Here is a 24234-nt window from a genome sequence, read left to right as displayed (position 1 = left end):
CCTTTAAAGGTGCTGTTTATTACATTTCCCAGTTATGATATATCTCCTGAACATCATCGTCATCTTCAAGCATATCTATAAGTCTATTCATAAACTTAATATCTTGCTCATCAGTTAGTTTAACAGTAGTTTGTGGAATCATTACAATATCTGCAGATACAAACTCATATCCTTGTGAAGATAAAGCATCTTTAACAATATTAAATTCCTCTGGAGAAGTTAGTATTTCAAACCCTTCTTCTTCACTTATGAAATCTTCAGCTCCAGATTCTAATGCTACTTCCATAAGTTCTTCTTCATTTATATCATCGCTTCCCTTTATTATTATTTGACCTTTTCTATCAAACATAAATCCTACGCACCCAGAGGTACCTAAATTTCCACCATTCTTGTCAAGATAGTATCTCATATTTCCACCTGTTCTGTTCCTATTGTCAGTAAGTGTTTCTATGATAACAGCAACTCCACTCGGTCCGTACCCTTCATATACAACAGTTTCATAGTTATCTCCATCTTGTCCGCCTGCACCTTTTTTAATTGCTCTATCTATATTATCATTTGGCATATTCATACTCTTAGCTTTATCTATAGCATTTTTAAGTGCAGCATTATACTCAGGGTCTGCCCCTCCCATTCTAGCAGCAACACTTATAAGTCTAGCGTACTTCGTAAATATCTTAGCTCTTTTAGCATCTTGTTTATTTTTTCTATTCTCTATATTTCCTATACGTCCCAAATTGTCCACTCCTTACGTTTATTCAAAATTCACTGTAATTTTATCATAAAAAAATATATTAGTAAATAAATCCTAAAACTCTGGTGGTTTAGGTGGCATATTTCTTTTATGCTCAGATCTTTTATGAAGACGCTCTATTATTTCTCTATCTTTCTTAGGTATATCCTTTCCTTCAAGTAAATCATCTATCATGTCGTAGGTTGTTCCCATTTCATTCTCATCAGTTTGTCCTTCCCAAAGCCCTGCTGAAGGTGGTCTGTCTATTACATCTTTAGGAACTCCTAATACTCTTGCCCACTTATAAACCTCTCTCTTAGTTATGTTTGCTATAGGTATTAAATCTACCCCACCATCTCCATACTTTGTAAAGTATCCAGTGTATACTTCTGCTTTATTATCAGTTCCTACTACTAAGTAATTTAGGTTATTAGCTACAGTATATAATGTGCTCATTCTTAGTCTAGCTCTTAAGTTTGCATCTGTTATCCTTTCGTTTTCCTCTTTATATAAATTTTTCTCCTTCATTTGATCTGTAACTTTATCAAATAAAGAGGTATGTACATCAGTAATTTCTAGATCTAAATAATCAATGCCGCAAGCCTTAACTACCTTTAGAGCATCTTCTCTATCTTTAGGACTACTTTTTATTGGAATTATAACCCCCATAGAGTTATTTGGAAATGCTTTTTTTATTAAGAAAGCAACAACTGCTGAATCTATTCCCCCTGAAATTCCAACAACCAATCCATTAGTACCAGATTCTTTAACTTTATCTTGAAGCCAACTAACAACTTTATCAATCTTTTGTTCTGTACTTAGCATATCTATTCTCCTTTCTTAACTTTAGTACAAATTTAATTATACCATAAATATAATTTTCCTTTTTGTCAAAAATATAAAGGGTGATAAATTATGAATATAAAAACTGTTCTAATAGGATTTGTTAGTGGATTTATAAATGGTATATTCGGAGCTGGTGGTGGAACACTTCTTGTTCCATGTATGACTAATATTTTAGAAATAGAAGAACACAAATCTCACGCAACTGCAATTAGCATAATTTTAGTTTTTACATTGATAAGCTCTTTTATTTATATAAAAAATGGTGTATTTGATCTTAAAATAACGTATAAAGTAGCTATAGGTAGTATATTTGGGGGTATAATTGGTGCTAAACTTTTAAATAAATGTTCAGCTGGGAAACTTAGATTGATATTTGGAATTTTTATGATAATAGCATCGATAAGGATGGTGTTTTAATGCTTATTTTGGTAGGAGTACTAGCTGGTATAATAGGTGGAATGGGTATAGGTGGAGGTACTCTTCTTATTCCTGCTTTAGTGTTTTTCTCATCGGTAGATCAAAAAATAGCTCAAAGTGTAAACTTGCTATCCTTTATACCTATGGCACTTGCCGCACTATTTTTTCATGCAAAAAGCAAGAATATAGAGTATAAAATAATTCTTCCTATAGCTACATCTGGAATATTAGGTGCATTGCTTGGCTCTACACTTTCTTCAAATCTAAACTCTGATTTATTAAGAAGAATATTTGGAGTTTTTCTATTTGTTATGGGTATATTTGAAATTAGAAAATCTACAAAAAGATAATAAACCGAGGTTATCCTCGGATTTATGTTTTTATTCTAGAATTATCTTTCCTTGATATTCAGATAAGTAAAATTCTTCCTTTTCTTCAATTTCTATTTTTCCATTGGTTATATCTATTAATTTTTCTTTCAAAGCTTCAACATCATCTACTTTAGAATATACAATCATTTTCACCATATCTTCGTATAATGTATCTTTTATTATGTAATGTGAATTTAAAATTTCATTTTGTATCTTTCCTAAAAGTGTATACTCTAATTTAAGTATTATATTTTTGAAGAGAATTCTGTTTATAATTTTTCCAGCTTCAAGTCCTATTTTAGCTCCTTTAGTATAAGCTCTAATAAGACCTCCTCCCCCTAGTTTTATTCCTCCAAAATATCTAGTAACAACTACTGCTACATTCCTCAAATCTTCTTTTTTTATTACTTCAAGGCTAGGTATTCCAGCTGTACCAGTTGGCTCACCATCATCACTGTATCTTTGAATTTCCATATTCATACCAACTGTATAAGCCCATACATTATGAGTTGCATCTTTATGTTTTTCTTTTATTTCATTTATGAATTTAACAGCATCTTCTTCACTTTCTACTGGCTTTGCATATCCTATAAACCTAGATTTCTCTATTATTATTTCGCTTTGTCCAAATTCTTTTATGGTTTTATATTCTTTTCTCATAACTTCCTCCTTTCTTAGAATATTACAACATATTACGGTTTATTTTTCAATTCTTAAAAAAATAAGGCCCCAGAAGGAGCCTTATTCATATTATTGATTCATATTGTCTAGTATATCATCTATTAAATCTAAACTACACTTTTTGTTAACGTAGTGAGAACATGATTCACAACTAGTAGAATTAGCTAAAGAAGAAGTGAATCCTTGTGATTGAGGTTCATATTGACTACATTCAGATGCTATAGCCTGAAGCTGACCTTTAGTTAGATTTTTCATTGTATTCTTACCTCCTTAAAGTTTTGCTTAAAAATATTTTTTACTAAAACTTTAAGGCCTATTCATTAAATGTTTGCTTGTTCTTTTCTAAAAGATTTATATTTTTGGAATGAAAGATTTATTATAGATTTATCCTGACTATATGTTACCATATCAAGTGCATCTTTTATTCTGTAAAATCCTCCATCTTTAAATCCTTCTTCTTTATTTATATTGCATTTATCACTATCGCTTTCCATTACATACCAAATTATTTCATTACATACTGGTTTTTGTCTACTTATAGAATAAAATTCATAACTTGTTTGACCTGCTGTAGATAAAATTCTAGCATCAACATCACATTCTATTTTCACTCTATCTAAAGCTACTTCTGTAGAAATCTTGTCATCTTTTATAACTCCCTTTGGAAGTACCCATTCATTTTTTTCATTCTTCATGATTAAAACTTTGTTACCATAAAAAACTATTCCTCCTGCACAGCTCCTAAAAATCATCCTAATCTCCCCCTCATTTTTTAATAATATTTAAATCCTACTTAACAGAGTTTTTACACGTAATATCAATCAAATTTGCATAAGCTTGTAGTTTGTATATATTTTTTATTTCAGAGGTTATACTATTAATATATTAATCTAGGAGGATTCTTATGAATATAATCTACCATTGTGTAGGAGGAACTCATTCTTCCGCAATAGCTTCTGCTATTCACCTAAAATTTTTGCCTGAGGATAGTGTTCCAACTAAAGATGAAATAATGAAGCTAGGATACTTTGATACCATGACTAAAAGTGATCAGGGTAAAATTATATATAGAGGCTCTGATGAATTTGGAAACAAAGTGTATACTTTATCTAGACAATTTAATAAAAATCTTGTTTTAAACACACTTAAAGACTCCTATACTTTAGGGGGAGGAAATTTAAATGATGTAATGCTTGTAGATACTATGACAACTGTGAATATACTTATGAAAATAGGTGGTTTTTCTTCTAGAAGACTGCATCTTGTATCTTTTGGAAGACCTATAGTACTAAAAGGTGCACAGTTATCTTACAATAATGCGATAAAACTAGTAAGAGATGTTAAGATGAAGTTTACATCTTAACATCTCTTTCTTTTATAGAATGTATAGCATCTAAAAATGCTCTTTTGACATATTCTTTTTCTTTTGGGTTTTTAATAAGATTTTCAAGTTTTCTAATGCTCTCTTTGTCTCCTATTTTTGAAAGTGATTTTGCTGCATACTGCCTTACTTGTGGCTTTATATCTAGAAGGCCTTTCTCTAAAAATCTTATACTTTCAACAGACTGTATTTTCCCCATAGCTGAGTATGCCATTCTTCTTACCCCGCCATGAGGGTGCTTAGAATTTAAATGAACAAGTTCTAATAATCTAATATCTTTAAGCTCACCGCACATCCAAACCAAAACCATAAGGTCTTCTGCGTTATCTTCCTTGATTATCCTTTTGTATAAATTTTTCTTTAATATTTCTGATTCTCCATTTGTTAAAGAATTTATGGCATTTATTCTACTTTCTTTGTCCATTTCTAGAAATTTAGTTATTATATCTTTTTCAATTTTAGGGATTTGCTTTATTTCCTGTTTTGCACATATCAAATGTCTATTTACTTCTTCAACAGAAATATTTCTTATCTTACTTATTTGAGATGTATTTTTCCCTTCTTTGTATAAAAGATAAGTTATTTGATAGTCCTTTAACTTTTCTATATTCTGCCAAACTACCTCCAAGAAAATTCCTCCTACTTAATTATATATTCACTATATCTTCCGTAGTCTGCTTCGTCTAGAGTAGTCTTTATATATATTCCTTCTTCCTTATATTCAAAATTGTCAATTATAGTTTTTTCCTTAAGTGTGTTAAATATATCTCCTCTTGAATAAGGTATAATCATTTCAACATCATAAAGATTTCCCATTATTTTTTCTTTTATTTTATCTAATAATACATCTAGGTTGTAGCCTGTTTTACAAGATATAAACACAACATCTTCATCTTTCCTAGCGTTAACTTCGTAGTCTAATTTGTCAGCTTTATTAAAAACTGTAATTATTTCTTTGTCTAAAGCTTTAAGCTCTCTTAAAACATTTAAAGTCGTATCCATTTGTATATCATAGTTTTTGTTAGATGCATCTACAACGTGAAGTATCAAATCTGCATATTTAACTTCCTCTAATGTAGCCTTGAAAGCTTCAACTAAATCGTGTGGAAGTTTACTTACAAATCCAACAGTATCTACAACCAAAAACTCTCTATTATTATCTAAAGTAGCTTTTCTTAAAGTTACATCTAATGTTGCGAATAACATATCTTTTGAAAAAACTTCTTTTTCTTTGTTATACTCTTTATGAGTCTTTATAAGCTCATTAGTAAGTGTTGATTTACCTGCATTTGTGTATCCTACTAAAGCAACTATAGGTATATCTGACTTTAATCTTTGCATCCTTTGAACTTCTCTATTTTTCTTTACTTCTTTCAATTCCCTTTTTATATCTGCAATTTTGTTTAGTATATGTCTTTTATCTATTTCTAGTTTCTGCTCTCCAGGACCTCTTGTTCCAATTCCTGCTCCCGTTCTTGACAATGCTTTTCCCAGTCCATAAAGCCTTGGAAGTCTATATTTTAGCTGTGCTAGTTCAACCTGAAGCTTTCCTTCCTTAGATAAAGCTCTTTGTGCAAATATATCTAGTATAAGAGCTGTTCTATCTACAATACTTACGCCAATAAGATCTTCTAAATTCTTCATTTGAGCACCTGAAAGTTCATCATTAAATATTACCAAATCAGCCTCTAGTGCTTCGCAATGCTCTTTTATTTCTTGAGCCTTTCCTTTTCCTACGTAATATGCTACATCTCTTGCATCTTTACTTTGAACAACTCTTCCAACAACCTCTGCTCCTGCTGCCTTTGCAAGTTCTTCAAGTTCATCCATAGAAGAATCTATATCTATATTATCTGTTCTTTTATTTATGGTTGTTATATCAAGACCAACAAGTAATGCTCTTTCTATTTTTTTCTCCATGCCAAACACTCCTTTTCATAAGTAATTATGTATAAAGTTATTATATCATTTAATCAAAAAATAAGACGCATTTTTAGCGTCTTATTTTAGATAAACATCTGTATACCCTTTATCTTTGAGCCACTTTGTGAAGTTTTTATAGGATTTGTTAAATTCTACATGAATCTCATTATTGTCTTTTAAATGCATATACATATAATGAGTATATCCTTCACTGTTTATAATTTTTTCAAATGTTTTGTAAATAATACATTTATTAATAAATAAATTTTTGGTTAAACTATATAAACAACAGTATTTTAGGGGTGATTAAATTGGATATTTCTCCCTTTTTACATCTTACTATAGAACTTAGCATAGGTTTTTTTGCACTACTTTTAATAACTAAGCTTATAGGGCAAAGACAGATACACCAGATAACTCCTTTTGATTTTATATCTGCTTTAGTATTAGGAGAACTTTTAGGGAATGCTATATATGATCCTGAAACTACCATATTTTTTATTTTGTACGCTCTTTTTTTATGGGGATTTTTGATGTATGTAATAGAAAAGATAACTCAAAAGTTTAGAAAAACTAGATCCTTTTTTGAAGGTGATCCATCTATTATAATCAGAAATGGTAAAATAGATTTTAATGAACTAAAGAAACAAAAGCTCGATATTAATGAACTTCAAAGCTTGTTAAGGTCTAAAGATGTATTCTCTATTAGAGAAGTTGAATATGCAATCTTAGAACCTAGTGGGTCTATAAGTGTACTTAAAAAGTCGAAATACTCAAATCCAACAAGTGAAGATTTAAATCTTTCTCAAAAGAAGGTTTGTCTTCCCGTTGCTTTAATCTTAGATGGTGAGATTTTGTTTGATAATCTAAAGTCATGTGGATTTGATGATAATTGGCTAGAAAAACAACTAAAGTCACATAAGATTGATAATGCAAGAGAAGTTTTGTTTGCAGAATGGAAGGAAGATGAAGGATTGTTTATATTAAAAGGCCCTATCAATCGATAGGGCCTGATTATTAGTTATTAGCTTCTTTCTTTTCGTTCAACTTATGTCCAGATATTTTGTTCATTATTATAGCTATAGCACCATCTCCAGTAACGTTACATGCTGTTCCGAAACTATCCTGTGCAAGATATAAAGCTATCATAAGTGAAGTTAATGTAGGGGTAAATCCTAACATAGTTTCAAGTAGTCCTAATGCTGCCATTACAGCACCACCAGGTACTCCAGGAGCGGCTACCATAGTTACTCCAAGCATTAGTATGAAAGGAAATACTGCTGTGAAAGAAATGCTCATTCCATTTAACATCATAACTGCCATAGCACAGCTTACTAATGTTATAGTACTTCCTGATAAGTGTATTGTAGCACATAAAGGTACAACAAAGTCAGCAACACCCTCATTTACACCATTATCTTTAGTCTTTTGAAGTGTAACAGGAATTGTAGCAGCTGAAGATTGAGTTCCTATTGCAGTAAAGTATGCAGGAATCATATTCTTAATTAATACAAATGGATTTGCACCTGTTAATGTACCAGCTATGAAGTATTGAGTAATTATAATTGCAATGTGAAGTAGTATTATTAATACGAATACTTTAAAGAATACAGACATTATAGTTGCAACTTGTCCAGCAAATGACATGTTAGCGAATATACCCATAATATGTAATGGAAGTAATGGTATTATAATATTTGATATTAATTTTTCTATTATACTTTGGAATTCATTCATGAATTTCTTTATAGTGTCTCCTTTGATAGTTGCAATACCTAGTCCTAATGTGAATGCAATTAAAAGAGCAGTCATAACTCCCATAATTGGCGGCATGTTAATAGTAAAGAATGCTTGTGCTAATCCTTCTTCTGGATTTGCAGCGTCAATAGCTAAGCTTCCAGCTTTTAAGAATGTTGGTAAAATAGCAGTGTTTGCAATAAATGCAACTGAACCAGAAACTATTGTAGATATATAAGCAATACCTGCAGTTATAGCTAATAGCTTTCCTGCTCCTGTTCCTAACTCCCCTATACCTGGAGTAACAAATCCTACTATTATAAGCGGGATAGCAAATCCTAAAAAGTTTCCGAAGATTCCATTGAATGTCGCGAAAACTCTAATAACTCCCTCTGGAGATATCATACCTAGTAGTATTCCAAGAGCGATAGCTATTAAAAGTCTCGGCAGTAATCCTAACTTTTTCACTATAATTCCCTCCTTAATATTTTTAATTAGAGCTCTAATTAGTTACAATTATAACACGGAAAATATTTTTATATAAGTTATTTTTTGAAAAATATTAGAATATATTACTATTTTTTGTTTTTTTATTAACAAGGTCATCAATTTTCTATACTATTGACATACGAAATATTAAAACATATACTTATCACATATATGAATATATGTTCATATATTAAATTAACAAGGGGGATATTTATGTATACTAAGAAAACATTTGAAACATGTGATTATGAATTTATACATGAGGATATCGTAGATAGTGTTAGAAAAGATATGCCATGCGATGAAGTTTTGTATGATTTAGCAGAGCTTTTTAAGGTTTTTGGTGATACAACCAGAGTAAAGATTCTGTACGCTTTATTTTCCGCTGAGATGTGTGTTTGTGATATAGCGTCACTTCTTGGTATGAGCCAATCTGCAATATCACATCAGCTTAGAGTACTAAAGCAGGCGCGACTTGTAAAATATAGAAAAGAAGGAAAAATAGTTTATTATTCTCTACATGATGATCATATAAAAAATATATTTGATTGTGGATTAGTTCATATTAATGAAAAATAAAGGGGTTGATTGTGTGAGTATATTAATAAAAGAATTTATTCTAGAAGGTTTAGATTGTGCTGGCTGTTCTTCTAAGATAGAGCTTGAGGTTAATAAAATTAATGGTGTTATTACTGCTTCTTTAAATTTCGTTACCAAAGTGCTAAAAGTACAGGTAAATCACGAAGATAATGTTGATTATATTACCCATGAAATAAAAACTATTGTTAAAAATATAGAACCTCATGTATTGGTTATAGAAAATAAACCTACTCATCAACCACCTAAAAATAACAATGAAAATAAATTGAATATGATTAAGTTATCAATAGGAACTGCTTTGTTTATACTTGCTATTTTATTTAGGTTCTCTACTAATATAAACTTCATGCTTTATTTTATAAGTTACATTCTAATCGGTGGAGATATTCTTGTTAAGGCAGCAAGAAATGTGTATAAAAAGCAGTTTCTTGACGAGAACTTTCTCATGAGTATAGCAACAATAGGAGCTTTCACGATTAAAGAGTTTCCTGAAGGAGTTGCTGTAATGCTGTTTTATAAAGTAGGAGAATTTTTTCAAAACCTAGCCGTAAACAAATCTAGAAAATCTATAAAAGATTTGATGGACATTAGACCTGACTATGCAAATCTCAAATTTGGTGATGAAATAAAAAAAGTTTATCCAGATCAAGTGAATATAGGTGATATAGTTATTGTAAAGCCTGGAGAAAAAATCCCTTTAGACGGAATTGTAATACATGGTAACTCTTTTGTAGATACTAGCGCTTTAACCGGTGAGTCTACTCCTAAAAGTATATCTATCGATGATGAAGTCTTAAGTGGATATATAAATAAAAGTGGACTTATATCTGTGAAGGTTTCAAAAGAATTTGGAGAATCTACAGTTTCTAAGATACTGAATTTAGTTGAAAATGCAAGTTCAAGAAAAGCACCTACTGAGCAATTTATAACAAAATTTTCTAGGTACTATACTCCAGTTGTTGTAATCCTAGCTTTATCACTAGCTTTATTACCGCCTTTATTTATAAGTAATGAAAGCTTTTCTACATGGATTTATAGAGCTTTAGTTTTCTTAGTAGTATCTTGTCCTTGTGCTTTGGTTGTATCAATACCTCTTGGTTTCTTTGGTGGTATCGGTGGAGCATCTTCAAATGGAATTTTGATAAAAGGCGGAAATTATTTAGAGGCACTAAACGAAATTGAGATAGCTGTGTTTGATAAAACAGGTACTTTAACAGAAGGTGTATTTGATGTTTCCTTTGTAAAATTAAAAGATAACCTTAATAAAGATGATATTTTAGACTATATTGCACTTGCTGAAAGTTATTCTAACCACCCTATAGCTACTTCTATCTTAAAATACTATGGCAAAGATATAGATAAATCTTTAGTTGATAACTTCGAAGAAATTCCAGGCTATGGAGTGAAAGCATCAATAAAAGGAAGTGAAGTTGTTGTTGGTAATGAAAATTTAATGAAGTTAAATAATATAAGTTACGATAGTGTAAATTCTATAGGTACAATAGTCCATGTATCAATAGATAGGAAGTATTGTGGATTTATTATTATTTCAGATAAGATAAAACATGACTCAAAGAAAGCAATAGAAGAACTAAAAAAACTTGGAGTTAAAAAAACTGTAATGCTTACTGGCGACAATAAATATGTTGCACAAAGTATTGGTAAGGATTTAGGTTTAGATTTGGTATATTCAAGCCTTCTTCCTCACGAGAAAGTAGAAAAACTCGAAAATCTATATAATGATTATCCTAAAGGAAAGATATTATTCGTAGGAGATGGGATTAATGATGCTCCTGTTCTTGCAAGAGCTGATGTTGGAGTTTCTATGGGATCATTAGGCTCTGATGCAGCAATTGAAGCTTCAGATGTTGTTATCATGACAGATAATCCTCTAAAAGTTGCTACTGCCATAAAAATTGCTAAGTTTACCCGAAAGATAGTTTGGCAAAATATTATATTTTCTCTTTCTGTAAAGGCTATGGTTCTTATCCTAGGTGCAGGTGGTATTGCTACAATGTGGGAAGCTGTATTTGCAGATGTAGGAGTTGCTTTAATTGCTGTTTTAAATGCTATGAGAGTTCTTAAAGCTAATAAGGTATGCAATTAAAGAGATCATGTTTTCATGATCTCTTTAATTTTATAATGTTTTCTTTTTGCTTTCTTGTCATTTTTTTTATTTGATATTCTCTTTTTAATGCTTCACTTTTTGTACTGAATGTTTCAAAGTACAGTAACTTAACAGGAAGTCTATATCTAGTGTATTTAGCACCTTTACCTTTATTATGAGTATCTATCCTTCTTTCTAAATTATTGGTATACCCTGTATAAAGAGTTTTATCATTACATTCAAGTATATAAACATAATTCATAAACATTATCTCCTCTATTCAAACCCATCTGGAAGTACATTTGTTAAATCTTGTCTAGGAACATTTACGTAGTTATGCGGAACCTTACCTACAACTATAGTTTCACATACTGGTATTTGAGTTACTACTTCTTTTGTAGATGATGTAAATGGTACTATAACTTTTACGTTGGCTTTTATAATGAGGTATATTCTGTGCCTTGTTTGATTTATTCCAGATGACTCGAACTCTGTTCCAAAATCTACATATACCATACCAACAGGAACCATGTCTACTTTTAATTTAGGTCCATACTGGGATAGTATTTGACTTTTAAGAGCGTTTCCAAGAGGTATATATGCAGATGCAGTTTTTATTTGTTTTAATTTTTTCTGTATCTCTGTTGCTACGTCAGACGCTATTTTATTCATTAGGATGGTATTTGCTTGAACCATAGTTATATTTCCTTCTGTATCTGTTTTTAGATTTATAAGTTCGTCATAATTAATTCTCTCTCTTAAAGTTTCCTTAACTGCATCATTTATAGATCTTGTGGCCATTTCTTGAGCTCTTGCTTCTGCTATGGCCTGAATAGTAGGCTTTATCTTACTATCTACATAGAAAAATGCATATACAAATAAAATAACTAATACTATTAACGTAAATAAAAAGAAAAATTTTCTATGATTCCTTCTTTTTCTGAATTTTAATCTTCTCAAGAAAATACCCCCCATTTTTATATTATGAGAGGTATTTAAAAATGTGATTATTTCACTTTTATTTTTGCAAATTTTCTTTTCCCAACTTGTATAACATCTTCTTCTGTTAGACTTACTTTTTCGTTTTCTATTTTTTCTCCGTTTAGTTTTATTCCACCTTGCTTGAATAATCTTCTAGCCTCACTAGTAGATGGACATAAGCCTATATGTACTACAAGCTTTGGTATGAAGAATAACCCATCTTCAAGTAAATCTTCTTCTACTTCAAACACATCAATATCATCTGGTATAGCTTTCTTTTGGAAAAGTGACTTGAAATGTTCTTCAGCTTCTATAGATTTTTCTTCACCGTGGTATAACTTAACTATTTCTCTTGCTAACTTCATTTTTAAATCTCTAGGATTAACTGCATCATTTTCCATATCAGTTTTCATCTTTTCTATTTCATCAGGATGTATATCTGTAACAAGCTCAAAATATCTTATTATTAATTCATCTGGAATAGACATAGTTTTTCCGTACATCTCTTTTGGATCTTCGTAAATTCCTATGTAGTTTCCTAAAGATTTACTCATTTTCTTTACACCATCTGTACCTTCAAGTATAGGCATTAAAAGTGCTACTTGAGATTCCTGACCATATTCTTTTTGCAGAGTTCTTCCCATTAATATGTTGAATTTTTGGTCAGTTCCTCCCATTTCTACATCAGAGTTTATAGCAACTGAATCATATCCTTGCATTAATGGATAGAAAAATTCATGTATAGATATAGGTTGATTATTTGAAAATCTTTTCTTAAAGTCATCTCTTTCAAGCATCCTAGCTACTGTATATTTAGATGCTAATTCTCCAACGTCCATAAATGACATTTTGCCAAGCCATTCTCCATTAAACCTTACTTCTGTTTTTTCCTTATCTAGTATCTTAAATATCTGGTCTTGGTAAGTTTGTGCATTTTTAAGTACATCTTCCCTAGATAATCTTTTTCTTGTTTCTGACTTACCTGTAGGATCTCCTATCATTCCTGTATAGTCACCTATTATTATAACTACTTTATGACCTAGATCTTGAAACGCTTTTAATTTTCTCAAAACAACAGTATGTCCTAAATGTATATCAGGAGCTGATGGATCAAGCCCTAACTTTATTCTTAGTGGCTTGTTTTCTTTTATTGATTTTTCTAGCTTTTTAACTAATTCTTCTTCTGAAATCAGTTCTGCTGTTCCCTTTTTTATTATTTTTAATTGTTCATTTACATCTATCACTAACAACACCTCTTTTTTTATGTAATAACCCTCCACTACTTATGGAGGGTTGACATTTCGTTAATTTTCGTATATTTTACCATATATATTTATTTTCTTCAAGAATAACACTTTGTATGCTATAATATTTAACTTATCATTTTAGAAATATTCTTCACAAAGATTATATGGTATAATATATTCAACAATAAGGAGGGATAAAATGAGTACTAGAAATCCTAAGAATGAAGATTCAAAAGATAAAGATAAAAGAAAAGACAAAAAGAAAGATAAAAATAATAAAAAGAAAATAAGTGTACTAAGAGTAGCTCTTATTGTATTTATTGTATTATCTATATCTACAATAGCCGTAGGAGCTGGTATAGTTGGAGGGGTTATAAGAACTACAAAACCTATAGACCCTAATAACCTAGACCAAATGCTAGATGATAGTTCCTTTATATATGATAAGGATGGGAATTTAGTTGATACTCTACATGGAAGTACATTTAGAACTATAGTAAGTCTAGATCAGATACCTAAAGACCTCCAGAATGCTTTTATTGCAATAGAAGATGAAAGGTTTTACAGACATAAAGGTATCGATATTAGAAGAATATTTGGTGCTGCTATACACAATCTTAGAACTGGTAGCAAGCATGGTGCAAGTACTATAACTCAACAACTTGCGAAGAATGTATATCTTTCTAACGAAAAAACTTACACTAGAAAAATACGAGATGCTTATTATGCGATACAGCTTGAAAGGACTTTAACAAAGGATCAAATTTTAGAAGCTTACCTTAATATAGCTGGACTTGGTAGAGGTGCTGTAGGAGTTCAAGCAGCTGCTCATACTTATTTCTCTAAAGATGTAAGTGAGCTTAATTTAGCCGAATCTGCTCTTATAGCTGGTATAACTAGATTCCCTTCTAGATATTCAGCTTACGTTACAGAGAGATTTGATGGAACTGAAGATTTTGATACTGTTCAGTTTGTAACTTATCCTAGAACTCCTAATACTGAACCTGCAACTGATGTTGAAAAAGAAGCATTCAAAAAGCTACTTTCTCACCGTAGAATAACTCCAGGTCAGTATGATGAACTTATTAAGGAAAATTTAGTAATTAGAAAGGCTGTTTTCAATCCTGTTTCTAAGTCTAGACAAGAAGTTGTTCTTATGAAAATGCTAGAACTTGGTTATATAACACAAGAAGAATATGATGAAGCCAAAAATCATGAAATTGAAATAAAAGTTGGAACAAAGAGAGATGAAGGCATTTCTTCATACTTTGTGGACACAGTTAAAGATGAAGTTATAGATGCACTAATCAGAAATGGATACAACGAAGATGAAGCTAGAGATGTATTATACAAAGGTGGACTTCGTATATACTCTACTATGGATAGAAATATCCAAAATATATTAGAACAAGAATATGATAATGATAGAAACTTCCCTGGAACATTTAGAGATGAAAATGGTAATATACAGCCACAGTCTGCCATGGTTATAATGGATCATAGTACAGGTGAAGTCAGAGGTTTAGTTGGTGGTAGAAAAATAACAGGAAGTAAGATATACAACAGAGCATCAAATCCAAGGCAACCTGGATCTGCTATTAAACCTTTATCTGTTTATCTACCAGCTTTAGATATGGGGTACTCTCCTGGTACTGCTGTAGATGAAACTCCTATGTTTAATGAAAAGGGTGAGCTTTGGCCAAGAAACTACAATAATAGATACAGGGGCTTTACTACAGTAAGAGAACTTGTTAGGGACTCTTCAAACGTTGGAGCCATAAAGTTATCTCAAATGTTGTCAACTAGCGATTCAAACTCTATAAATACAATGCTTGACTATTTGGAAAAACTGAAAATATCTACTATAAATAAAAGAAATGATTCTAACTTTGCTGCTTTAGCTTTAGGAGGAATGTATAGGGGTATAACTCCTCTTGATTTAACTGCTGCATATGGAGCAATAGCAAATCAAGGAACTTATATAAAACCTATATTCTTTACAAAAGTTGAAACTGCTAGTGGAGAAGTTATAATAGAAAATAAACAAATTAAGCACACTGTAACAACTCCTCAAGTTTCGTACCTTTTAACTGATATACTTACTGATGTTGTAAATAGAGGTACAGGTACAAGAGCTAAGCTTCCAAATATGCCTGTTGCTGGTAAGACAGGAACTACAAATAGTAACTATGATGCTTGGTTTGTTGGGTACACTCCTTACTATGTCGGTGCTACTTGGATAGGAAATGATATGAACAAAAGACTTAACGAAGGAAGTCCTATGGCTTCAAGACTTTGGAGCAAGGTAATGTCTAGAGTTCATGCTGAGTTAGAGAGAAGAAACTTTGAAAGACCAAGCGGTATTGTAGATGTAACTATATGTACAGTATCGGGGAAATTACCTTCTGATCTTTGTTCTCACGATGAAAGAAATGTGATAAGAAGAGAAATGTTTATAAGTGGAACTGAACCTAGAGATACTTGTGATGTTCACGTAGCTGTTCAAGTTGATAAAGAAAATAATCTACTTATAACAGAAAATACTCCAGAAGAAAATATAGTTACTAGAGTGTTTATAAGAAGGCTTATAGAAATCACTCGTGGACCTTATCCTGAAGATTACAAATATCAAGTTCCAACTAAATACAGCGAAAATAAAAAGACATCTATAATTGAGGATTTAATAGATAAATGGCTTCCAGGTAATAAAACACCTGATGAAGAAGTAGAAGTTCCTGATTCAAATCAGGATAAAAAAGATGATAAAAAAGAAGAAAAAAAAGAAGACAAAAAAGAGGATAAGGAAGATAAAAAAGAAGATAAAGTTATTGTAAATTAAAAATAGAGGGCAAATTTGCCCTCTATTTGTGTTTTTTGATTTCTGGTATTGGCTTTCTAAATAATACATTTGATAATGCTTTTATATCAAGTGGTATTAATGGCCATAAATAACTTTTATTATTGAACGACTTAGTTGTAAGCATTATGATCCCTGTTATTACTAGACCTGTTACAAAACCATATACTTTAAATAATCCCGTAAGAATCAATAAAAACAATCTAAATATTCTTATTGCCATTGAAAATTCTATGCTAGGAGTTGAGAACGTTCCTAATGCTACTATAGCCATATATAGTACTGTTTCTGGAACAAACCACCCTACCTTTATTGCAAACTCGCTTAAAATAAGACCTCCTACTATACCTAAAGATGTAGATAATGAGTTAGGAGTGTGAACTGACGCTACTCTAAGAAGATCTATTCCAAGCTCTAGTATTATAAACTGAATAAATAAAGGTATTACCCCTGTTTCTTTTGGCCCTAGAAATGATAGATTTGGCGGAAGCATATCTTTATTATAAACAAGCAAAAGCCACAGTGGAAGCAAAACAAAAGAGAATACCATACCTATAAACCTAACCCACCTTATATAAGTTCCAACAGTAGGATTTTGATAATAATCTTCTGCATGCTGAGTAAAATGAAATAATGTAGCCGGAAGCAGCATAACACTAGGAGATGTATCTACTATTATAGCTATATGTCCTTCTAGAAGATGTGCAGCTACAACATCTGGCCTTTCTGTAAATTTAACTTGAGGAAGTGGATTGTACCATTTTTTCTTAATCATAAGTTCTTCTAGTGTCTTTTCTGCCATTATCAAAGCTTCAACATCTATTTCTTTTAGTTTCTTATCTATATCGTCTACTAGTTTTTGATCTGCTAAATCTTTTATATATCCAACTACCACGTCTGTTTTAGATCTTTTTCCTACGCTTTTCATTTCAAATGTAAGATGTGGATCTCTTATTCTTCGCCTTATTAGTGCGGTATTAAATACTATCGTTTCAACAAGTCCATCTCTTGATCCTCTTGTCACTTTTTCTAAGTCTGGTTCATCTGGCCCTCTTACTGGATATTCTCTTGCATCTATTATTAAGCCTTCACTTTCTCCATCTAAAATTAGTGCTATAGCTCCAGATAAAACAGAGTTTTCTAGTGTTTCAAATTCATCGAATGTTTCTACCTCTATATATCCTATTTTCTTTGACATTATCTTTTTTATAAAGTTAATATTCCCTACACTTTCCATAGCCTGAAGAGTTTCAAGAATCCAAAGCATTATATCATCTTTAGCAAATCCATCTATGAATACCAAATAAGAATCTTTTTTTCCTATTTCTATTTCTCTGCCTATAACGTCAAAGCTATTATCTATAGGCAATCTACTTTTGAGTACATCTTTATTTTTTTGTATTTCTTTATATAATTTCATATATCCAACTCCTATGGTTTAGTTTTTGGAGTAAATATAACAGCCATTACATATCCAAAGAAAACAGCTGCTGCTATTCCTCCAGCAGTTGCAACTGTTCCTCCTGTAAATGCACCTAAAAAACCTTTTTCTGAAACTTCTTTTATTACTCCCTTTGCAAGTGCATATCCAAATCCCGGTAAAGGTACACTGGCACCTGCTCCTCCAAGTTTTATTATAGGTTCATATAATCCAAGTGCTGTAAGAATTACACCACTTGTAACAAATGTAACCATAATGTATGGAACTGGAATTTTAAAAAAGTCCATTAGTATTTGGCCTAGTAAGCATATAGTGCCACCAATTATGAAAGCCCATAAGTAGTCCATAATTTCCCTCCTAATCGTTTTGTATTATAACTGCGTGAGCAATAGATGGTATACTTTGTTTTTGGAGAGTACTAGTTGGAGATAAAAGTGCACCCGTAGAAACAAGCATTACTTTATTGAACTCTTTATTTATTAATTTATTGTATATGTATCCACAGAATGTAACAGCGGAGCATCCGCAACCACTACCACCTGAATGTGTATCTTGCTTTTTGCTATCAAATATCTCAACTCCACAATCTGTATATATTTTTGATATATCATATCCAGACTTCATTAAAAATTCTTTTGCTATATCCATTCCAAGTTTGCCTAAATCTCCAGTTGCTATAATGTCAAAACTATCTATATCATCATTAGTATCTTCAAAATATGTTCTTATTGTGTCAACAGCAGCTGGTGCCATAGCAGCTCCCATATTGTTAGGATCTTTTATTCCTTCATCTATAACTTTTCCTGTTGTAATTCTCCTTATCTTAGGTCCTTTTCCTTTTGAAGATATAACAGCACATCCAGATCCAGTTACCGTCCACTGTGCAGTCAAAGGTCTTTGAGAACCCATCTCCAGCGGAAATCTAAATTGCCTTTCTGCACTACAAAAGTGACTAGATGTTCCTGCTATAACCAAATCAGAAAATCCTCCATCTACTATCATGGAAGCTAAACTCAAGGATTCACTCATAGTTGAGCATGCACCATACAGGCCAAAGAAAGGCCTTTTTAGGTCTCTAACTGCAAAAGATGTAGACATTAACTGATTTAATAAGTCTCCTGCAAATATATAATCTACATTACTCATTACATACGAAGTTTTGTCTATGGCCATCTGCATAGCTTCTTTTACCATCTTGCTTTCTGCAAGCTCCCAGCTCTTTTCTCCACATAAGTCGTCCTCTAGTATTTTATCAAAATAACTACTTAGTGGCCCTTTTCCTTCCTTTGGTCCTACTATAGATGCAGTAGCTATTATAGTTGGGCTATTTTGAAGTTGAACTGTCTGATTTCCCAATCTTTTCTGCGCCATCTTAATCTCTCCTTTGTATAAATTACTTCCCTAGAAAATAGTATATAATCCCTACTACAACAGAGCTTCCTATTCCATAAACCAAAACAGGACCTGCTATTGTAAACATCTTTCCACCAACCCCTAAAACATAACCCTCTCTTTTAAACTCCATAGCAGGAGATACTATAGAATTTGAAAAACCTGTTATCGGTATTGCTGAACCTGCACCCCCATACTTCCCTATAACATCGTACACTCCAATTCCTGTTAGAAATGCTCCTAAAAGTATGAGGGTTATAGATGTAGCAGTTGATGCTCCCTCTTTATCTAATCCAAAACTTATATATGTATTTAATATAAATTGACCTAGCACGCATATAATCCCACCAATTACAAATGCAAGTATATAGTTTTTTAGGTAATTAGGTTTTGGACTTTTGTTGTCGACATACTTTTTGTAATCCATTCAAATCACTCCTAGTTCATATTTAATATCGTCCAGTTTAATATTGATCCAAAAGACTTACCAAGTATTAATGATAGTATTATATATTTTATATACCCATCTATCTTTAATCTTCTTTCTATTATAGGAATAACATCTACAGCTTCTGCTAGTGCTGATGCTAGCATACCTACAAATATTCCATAGGTTAGCCCTGAAAATATTAAGAAATATACTCCCAAGCCTAGTGAGTAATTCATAAGAGAAAACATACTTCCACAGAATGTAGCACTTATTAATATAATCTGATACAAACTTATATAGTGATATGTTCCTGTTATTTGACAAAGTCTTGGTATTATATCTAAAAGAGTTAAAAGTGCTACTACTCCAGATCCTACAACTACACCTTCTGAAAATCCAATTAACATCAGAAATCCTGTTCTCAAGTTATCACTCCTTATTCTTATTTGAAGTGTTGATTATGTAGCTTTCTATTTCACTTTTATAAGTTTCTACCTCAAGTTCTAGAGGGCTAGGCTCACTCTTTGAGTAATTTGGAATTATTTTATTGTAAAATACAGCTACACCAAGAGCTATTCCCAGTGAATAAGGTATTTGTAAAAAAGCTAGATTTCCGTTTTCTTTTCCCATTATAAGTCTATATAAAACCTTATGAGACTCCCCCATATTAACATCTGAGTGGAAATTTACAATAGCCATAGAAGCTCCTAGAAATAATACTATACATACCATTATCACTCTAATGATCAAAGTTTTATCTTTCTTGTCGTTTCTAAAGTTTATCATTATATCTTTATTATCCATCAAATTTATTTTTATATTATTATCACTATCTTTTATTTTATTTATTACTTTACCTAAAGGAATTATATGGTAATCTTCTCTTATCTCTTTGAATTCTTCTATCTTAATATTTTTAATATTTTCCTTTTCTTTTTCTGGATATATTTCAAATATATCCCCTAGATATAAAGTATTTATATCCTTAGGAAAGTGTAGGTTTTTCTTCGGAATAATATATATTTCCTTCATGATTTTAACCCCCTTTTTTTATATTATTATTTGCAAAAAAAAAGAAAATAAACCAATACTGGCTTATTTTCAGATATAATCATCAATATGAATTTATATTATATTCATCTCTTTTCCTACTTCTTCCATTATATTTACAACTTTATCTAATTGCTCATAACTGTGTCCTGCAGTTACCATGCATCTTACCCTTCCTGTTCCTTTTGGGACTGTTGGGAATACAATCGGGCTTACGAATACTCCTTTTTCAAACAATCTATTTGAAAATTCTTTTGCTTTAGACTCATCTCCTATTATTATAGGAGTTATAGGTGTTTCACTTTGACCTGTATTAAATCCAAGCTTCCCAAGTTTTCCTTTAAAGTATTTTGCATTATTCCAAAGCCTATCTGTATATTCAGTACTTTCCATTAACATATTTATAGCTTCTATACAAGCTCCTACTGCTGCTGGTGGAAGTGCAGTTGAAAATAAGAATGGTCTCCCTCTATTTATTAACCAGTCAATAGTAACTTTCTTACCAGCAACGTATCCACCAACAACGCCTATAGCCTTAGATAATGTTCCTATAGTAAAGTCTACTCTTCCGTGAAGGTCAAAATAATCTACTGTTCCTCTTCCGCTTTCACCTAATACCCCACTAGAATGAGCATCGTCTACATAAGTCATAGCTCCATATTTTTCAGCAAGCTCAACTATTTGTGGAAGCTTTGCTATATCTCCATCCATAGAGAATACTCCATCTGTTATTATAAGCATTCTATTATGCTTATTTTTATTTTCTTTTAGTATTCTCTCTAAATCTTCCATATCTGAATGCTTAAATGTTGTTTTTTTAGCTTTACTTAATCTTGCCCCATCTATTATACTTGCATGATTAAGTTCATCAGATATAATTAAATCTCCATCTTCTGTAACAGCTTGAATAGTTCCAGCATTACAATTAAATCCAGACTGAAAAACTAACACAGCTTCTTCTCTTTTAAACTTAGCTAGTAGTTCTTCAAGTTCATCATGAATTCTCATGTTTCCAACAATTGGCCTTACTGCTCCTGCTCCTGCTCCATATTTTTCTACAGCTTCAATTGCCGCCTTTTTTAACCTTGGATGATTAGAAAAACCAAGGTAGTTATTAGATGAAAGATTTATAACTTTTTTTCCATTTATTATGCATTCTGACTCATTAGGACCTTCTAGGGTAACTACTTCCTTATAAAGTCCACTCTCTTTTAATTGATTTATTTTTTCTTTTAAAAATTCCATATCATGAATACTTTTCATATGCCCCCCATTTATTTCAAGAATTCTTTTATTTTTGATAATACCTTCTTTTCTATTCTAGAAACTTGAACTTGTGATATTCCAAGTATTTTTCCTATTTCGCTTTGAGTTCTATCTTCAAAATACCTTAAAATTATTATTTGTCTTTCTCTTTTTTCAAGCTTACTTAAGGTTTCTTTTAGCAATATATTGTCTACTATTTTGCTATCACTTTCTTGTTTATCTTCACTTATCTTGTCTATAAGACAAATAGGAGATCCTCCCTCTTCATGTATAACATCATATAGATAATCAACACAAGAATTAGATTCTAGCGCCATAACTATATCTTCCTTAGAAATTCCTAAAGAATCCGAAATTTCTTGTATTGTAGGTTCTCTCCCTAACTTTTTTGATAATATCTCACCTTCAATTTTAACCTTTGTATTTATTTGCTTTAAAGATCTTGAAACTTTTATTATTCCATCATCTCTTAAATGTCTTTTTATTTCACCTAATATCATAGGTACTGCGTATGTAGAAAATTTCACATCGAATTGGTCATTAAATTTATATATAGCCTTTATAAGCCCTATACACCCTAACTGAAATAAATCTTCTCTTTCGTATCCTATATTCAAAAACTTATTTACAATACTTCTTACAAGTCCTAAATTGCTCTGTGTTAATATCTCCTTTGCCGCATTATCTCCATTTTGTGCTCTTTTAATTAGTTTGATAGTTTCTTCATGGCTAAGCAAAGCATTTTTTTCTTCCTTTTGGGCAGCCATAACCATAATTATTACCTCTAATCTTGTATTTTATGAGACCTTATTGTTTTTTTCATAGTTATTTTAGTACCTTCTCCCTGTTTAGAAGAAACATATACTTCGTCCATAAATGTCTCCATAACAGTAAATCCCATTCCTGATCTTTCAAGTTCAGGTTTTGATGTGTATAAAGGTTGTCTTGCTATTTCTATATCTTCTATCCCATTACCCTCATCCTCTATACATATTTGTATTGTATCTCCATCTATCTCACAAGATAAATACACCATTTTTTCTTCATTTTCGTCATACCCATGAATTATAGAGTTTGTAACAGCTTCAGATACTGCTGTCTTTATATCAGCAATTTCATCTATAGTAGGATTTAACTGAGATGCAAAAGAAGCGACTACAACTCTTGCAAAGGACTCATTTTCGGATTTAGCTGAAAATTGCATTTGTACAAAATTTTTCATATGTCTACCTCCTTATAAAGAGCTAATAGCTTCTTCACAAGTATTATAAATTTCTATTATTTTGTTCATTCCAGATAAATCAAATATTCTTCTTACTTGTGAGTTCAGATTTGTAACTGCTACTTTCCCACCAATCTTAGATACTATTCTATATCTTCCTATGACTACCCCAACTCCAGAAGAGTCCATGAAATTCATATTCTCAAAATTAAATATAACGTTCTTTATAGAATTCTGATTTATAGCTGCATCGATTTCTTCTCTTACCTCTTGTGCTATATGATGATCTAATTCCCCATGTAACTCAACTATCAAATTTCTTCCATTAATCGTATAGTTTCTATCCAATGTTATCACCCCTGCATTTTCTTGCTTATATTAAGTTTTCTATAAAGAGCAGTCATTTCCTTTGAGGAAAATTATCTAGTTTTGTAGAATACTAATAAAAATTACCCTATGTATCGACAAATTTTATAAATGAAACCTTTAGTATAATCTAACTTTTTTAGGTCTTAAATTACATTTTTATATACTCCTACTAAAATATATATGCATGGATGTACTTTTTTCTACCCTTAAACAAAACCTTAGGGTTATAACCCTAAGGTCAGTTTGTAGACAAAACAATCTGCCCGAAAGGGCAAATATTTTAACTTGCATGAGAAAATATCCTGTAATTTGGAAATATGTATTTTCCTAACAAAAAAAGATCGCAAAAAGAGCTGTCTTTTGGAGTTTTTCCACTTCCAATTTGCCAGCTTTTTTAAATTTAGACATGCGAAAGCAAGCAGGGTCTGCATTCGCACTTTATCTATTCCTCTAAGAGTTGTATAACGCAGTCCATGCTTTTCTTTTAAATCAGCAAACACTCTTTCAATCGTTTGTGATCTCAATGCATACACTCTTTTATTATAATTAGTATGCCTTAGGTGCTCTGCTTCTTCTAAATATTCTTCCCAAACATGTCTAGATACTACCTTTTTATTGTTTTTACTATCAGTACATTTGTGTAAAAACTCGCATTTTGAACAAACATTAGAATTTGATATATACTCTTTATAGC

General features: G+C 31.3%; 28 protein-coding genes and 1 pseudogene. 7 read left to right on the top strand and 22 right to left on the bottom strand.

The window, feature by feature from the left end:
* Nucleotides 1-19: 19 nt before the first annotated feature.
* Both CLOTH_RS00145 and nadE read right to left on the bottom strand, forming a co-directional pair.
* Entirely contained in the window at nucleotides 20-736 is a 717-nt protein-coding gene (locus CLOTH_RS00145) for a YebC/PmpR family DNA-binding transcriptional regulator (protein WP_079410043.1), read from the bottom strand.
* Between the two features lie 72 nt (nucleotides 737-808).
* Entirely contained in the window at nucleotides 809-1558 is a 750-nt protein-coding gene (nadE, locus tag CLOTH_RS00140) for an NAD(+) synthase (protein WP_079410042.1), read from the bottom strand.
* A 90-nt stretch (nucleotides 1559-1648) separates the two neighbouring features.
* Here nadE and CLOTH_RS00135 point away from each other — a divergent pair, with 90 nt between their 5' ends.
* Nucleotides 1649-1996: a sulfite exporter TauE/SafE family protein gene (locus CLOTH_RS00135; protein ID WP_079410041.1), complete on the top strand. Its 348-nt coding sequence runs from the start codon at nucleotides 1649-1651 to the stop codon at nucleotides 1994-1996.
* Complete coding sequence (locus CLOTH_RS00130; RefSeq protein ID WP_079410040.1) at nucleotides 1996-2346, top strand: sulfite exporter TauE/SafE family protein; 351 nt, start codon at nucleotides 1996-1998, stop codon at nucleotides 2344-2346. The genes CLOTH_RS00135 and CLOTH_RS00130 overlap by 1 nt, the downstream gene beginning before the upstream one ends.
* A gap of 30 nt (nucleotides 2347-2376) precedes the next feature.
* Here CLOTH_RS00130 and CLOTH_RS00125 read toward each other — a convergent pair whose 3' ends face one another.
* The 3 genes from CLOTH_RS00125 to CLOTH_RS00115 form a co-directional block, all read right to left on the bottom strand.
* Nucleotides 2377-3027 (bottom strand): YigZ family protein, encoded by a 651-nt coding sequence (locus tag CLOTH_RS00125; RefSeq protein WP_079410039.1) that lies wholly within the window; start codon nucleotides 3025-3027, stop codon nucleotides 2377-2379.
* Between the two features lie 90 nt (nucleotides 3028-3117).
* A complete protein-coding gene (locus CLOTH_RS00120; RefSeq protein WP_079410038.1) occupies nucleotides 3118-3303 on the bottom strand; it encodes a hypothetical protein in 186 nt (61 codons plus the stop codon).
* A gap of 65 nt (nucleotides 3304-3368) precedes the next feature.
* On the bottom strand, nucleotides 3369-3800 hold the full coding sequence (locus tag CLOTH_RS00115; RefSeq protein WP_079410037.1) for an NUDIX hydrolase: 432 nt from the start codon (nucleotides 3798-3800) through the stop codon (nucleotides 3369-3371).
* A 152-nt stretch (nucleotides 3801-3952) separates the two neighbouring features.
* Here CLOTH_RS00115 and CLOTH_RS00110 point away from each other — a divergent pair, with 152 nt between their 5' ends.
* A complete protein-coding gene (locus tag CLOTH_RS00110; RefSeq protein ID WP_079410036.1) occupies nucleotides 3953-4411 on the top strand; it encodes a DUF3189 family protein in 459 nt (152 codons plus the stop codon).
* Here the strand turns inward: CLOTH_RS00110 and CLOTH_RS00105 are convergent.
* Together CLOTH_RS00105 and hflX are read right to left on the bottom strand one after the other, a co-directional pair.
* Nucleotides 4401-5057: a HEAT repeat domain-containing protein gene (locus tag CLOTH_RS00105; protein WP_079410034.1), complete on the bottom strand. Its 657-nt coding sequence runs from the start codon at nucleotides 5055-5057 to the stop codon at nucleotides 4401-4403. The genes CLOTH_RS00110 and CLOTH_RS00105 overlap by 11 nt on opposite strands.
* An 11-nt stretch (nucleotides 5058-5068) precedes the next feature.
* Nucleotides 5069-6349, bottom strand: coding sequence for a GTPase HflX (gene hflX / locus CLOTH_RS00100; protein ID WP_079410032.1), 1281 nt, complete (start codon nucleotides 6347-6349; stop codon nucleotides 5069-5071).
* A gap of 314 nt (nucleotides 6350-6663) precedes the next feature.
* On the opposite strand from hflX, the gene CLOTH_RS00095 reads away from it, so the two are divergent.
* Nucleotides 6664-7359, top strand: a complete 696-nt coding sequence (locus CLOTH_RS00095) for a YetF domain-containing protein (protein WP_331721937.1) — start codon at nucleotides 6664-6666, stop codon at nucleotides 7357-7359.
* Nucleotides 7360-7369: 10 nt separating this feature from the next.
* Here the strand turns inward: CLOTH_RS00095 and CLOTH_RS00090 are convergent, their stop codons facing one another.
* Nucleotides 7370-8557 carry a dicarboxylate/amino acid:cation symporter gene (locus CLOTH_RS00090; RefSeq protein WP_079410030.1) on the bottom strand — a complete coding sequence of 396 codons (1188 nt, stop codon included), beginning with the start codon at nucleotides 8555-8557 and terminating at the stop codon, nucleotides 7370-7372.
* A gap of 234 nt (nucleotides 8558-8791) precedes the next feature.
* Between CLOTH_RS00090 and CLOTH_RS00085 the strand changes: the two genes are divergently transcribed.
* Both CLOTH_RS00085 and CLOTH_RS00080 read left to right on the top strand, forming a co-directional pair.
* Nucleotides 8792-9157 (top strand): ArsR/SmtB family transcription factor, encoded by a 366-nt coding sequence (locus CLOTH_RS00085; protein WP_079410028.1) that lies wholly within the window; start codon nucleotides 8792-8794, stop codon nucleotides 9155-9157.
* 13 nt (nucleotides 9158-9170) lie between these two features.
* A complete protein-coding gene (locus tag CLOTH_RS00080; RefSeq protein ID WP_331721936.1) occupies nucleotides 9171-11285 on the top strand; it encodes a heavy metal translocating P-type ATPase in 2115 nt (704 codons plus the stop codon).
* 13 nt (nucleotides 11286-11298) lie between these two features.
* Here the strand turns inward: CLOTH_RS00080 and CLOTH_RS00075 are convergent, their stop codons facing one another.
* Genes CLOTH_RS00075 through tyrS form a run of 3 tightly spaced genes read right to left on the bottom strand, consistent with a single transcriptional unit; the run spans nucleotide 11299 to nucleotide 13510 of the window.
* Nucleotides 11299-11547 (bottom strand): GIY-YIG nuclease family protein, encoded by a 249-nt coding sequence (locus CLOTH_RS00075; RefSeq protein ID WP_079410024.1) that lies wholly within the window; start codon nucleotides 11545-11547, stop codon nucleotides 11299-11301.
* Between the two features lie 14 nt (nucleotides 11548-11561).
* Nucleotides 11562-12245 (bottom strand): sporulation protein YunB, encoded by a 684-nt coding sequence (gene yunB / locus CLOTH_RS00070; RefSeq protein ID WP_079410022.1) that lies wholly within the window; start codon nucleotides 12243-12245, stop codon nucleotides 11562-11564.
* A gap of 47 nt (nucleotides 12246-12292) precedes the next feature.
* A complete protein-coding gene (gene tyrS / locus CLOTH_RS00065) occupies nucleotides 12293-13510 on the bottom strand; it encodes a tyrosine--tRNA ligase (RefSeq protein ID WP_079410020.1) in 1218 nt (405 codons plus the stop codon).
* Nucleotides 13511-13712: 202 nt separating this feature from the next.
* Here tyrS and CLOTH_RS00060 point away from each other — a divergent pair, with 202 nt between their 5' ends.
* Nucleotides 13713-16352: a transglycosylase domain-containing protein gene (locus CLOTH_RS00060; RefSeq protein ID WP_079410018.1), complete on the top strand. Its 2640-nt coding sequence runs from the start codon at nucleotides 13713-13715 to the stop codon at nucleotides 16350-16352.
* A 22-nt stretch (nucleotides 16353-16374) separates the two neighbouring features.
* On the opposite strand, the gene CLOTH_RS00055 is transcribed toward CLOTH_RS00060, so the two are convergent.
* The 11 genes and pseudogenes from CLOTH_RS00055 to CLOTH_RS00005 all read right to left on the bottom strand — a co-directional run.
* Nucleotides 16375-17790, bottom strand: coding sequence for a spore germination protein (locus tag CLOTH_RS00055; protein ID WP_079410016.1), 1416 nt, complete (start codon nucleotides 17788-17790; stop codon nucleotides 16375-16377).
* An 11-nt stretch (nucleotides 17791-17801) separates the two neighbouring features.
* The gene (gene spoVAE, locus CLOTH_RS00050) at nucleotides 17802-18158 is read right to left on the bottom strand and encodes a stage V sporulation protein AE (protein WP_079410014.1); all 357 of its coding nucleotides are present in this window, start codon (nucleotides 18156-18158) and stop codon (nucleotides 17802-17804) included.
* A gap of 10 nt (nucleotides 18159-18168) precedes the next feature.
* Nucleotides 18169-19182 (bottom strand): stage V sporulation protein AD, encoded by a 1014-nt coding sequence (gene spoVAD, locus CLOTH_RS00045; RefSeq protein WP_079410012.1) that lies wholly within the window; start codon nucleotides 19180-19182, stop codon nucleotides 18169-18171.
* A 22-nt stretch (nucleotides 19183-19204) separates the two neighbouring features.
* A complete protein-coding gene (gene spoVAC / locus CLOTH_RS00040; RefSeq protein WP_079410010.1) occupies nucleotides 19205-19630 on the bottom strand; it encodes a stage V sporulation protein AC in 426 nt (141 codons plus the stop codon).
* An 11-nt stretch (nucleotides 19631-19641) separates the two neighbouring features.
* The gene (locus tag CLOTH_RS00035) at nucleotides 19642-20058 is read right to left on the bottom strand and encodes a stage V sporulation protein AB (protein ID WP_079410008.1); all 417 of its coding nucleotides are present in this window, start codon (nucleotides 20056-20058) and stop codon (nucleotides 19642-19644) included.
* A 4-nt stretch (nucleotides 20059-20062) separates the two neighbouring features.
* Nucleotides 20063-20665: a stage V sporulation protein AA gene (locus tag CLOTH_RS00030; RefSeq protein ID WP_079410006.1), complete on the bottom strand. Its 603-nt coding sequence runs from the start codon at nucleotides 20663-20665 to the stop codon at nucleotides 20063-20065.
* A gap of 93 nt (nucleotides 20666-20758) precedes the next feature.
* Nucleotides 20759-21946 (bottom strand): glycine C-acetyltransferase, encoded by a 1188-nt coding sequence (locus CLOTH_RS00025; RefSeq protein WP_079410004.1) that lies wholly within the window; start codon nucleotides 21944-21946, stop codon nucleotides 20759-20761.
* Nucleotides 21947-21957: 11 nt separating this feature from the next.
* Nucleotides 21958-22722, bottom strand: coding sequence for an RNA polymerase sporulation sigma factor SigF (gene sigF, locus CLOTH_RS00020; RefSeq protein ID WP_079410002.1), 765 nt, complete (start codon nucleotides 22720-22722; stop codon nucleotides 21958-21960).
* 11 nt (nucleotides 22723-22733) lie between these two features.
* Nucleotides 22734-23171 (bottom strand): anti-sigma F factor, encoded by a 438-nt coding sequence (gene spoIIAB / locus CLOTH_RS00015; protein ID WP_079410000.1) that lies wholly within the window; start codon nucleotides 23169-23171, stop codon nucleotides 22734-22736.
* Nucleotides 23172-23183: 12 nt separating this feature from the next.
* A complete protein-coding gene (spoIIAA, locus tag CLOTH_RS00010) occupies nucleotides 23184-23519 on the bottom strand; it encodes an anti-sigma F factor antagonist (protein ID WP_079409998.1) in 336 nt (111 codons plus the stop codon).
* A gap of 389 nt (nucleotides 23520-23908) precedes the next feature.
* Nucleotides 23909-24234, bottom strand: a pseudogene (locus tag CLOTH_RS00005) (transposase); the annotation flags it as partial.

The organism is Alkalithermobacter paradoxus, from assembly GCA_002029295.1.
In the GTDB taxonomy this organism is placed as follows: Bacteria; Bacillota; Clostridia; order Peptostreptococcales; family Peptostreptococcaceae; genus Alkalithermobacter; species Alkalithermobacter paradoxus.
Note: the sequence above shows the minus strand (reverse complement) of the source record. Positions and strands in the feature narration are given on the sequence as shown.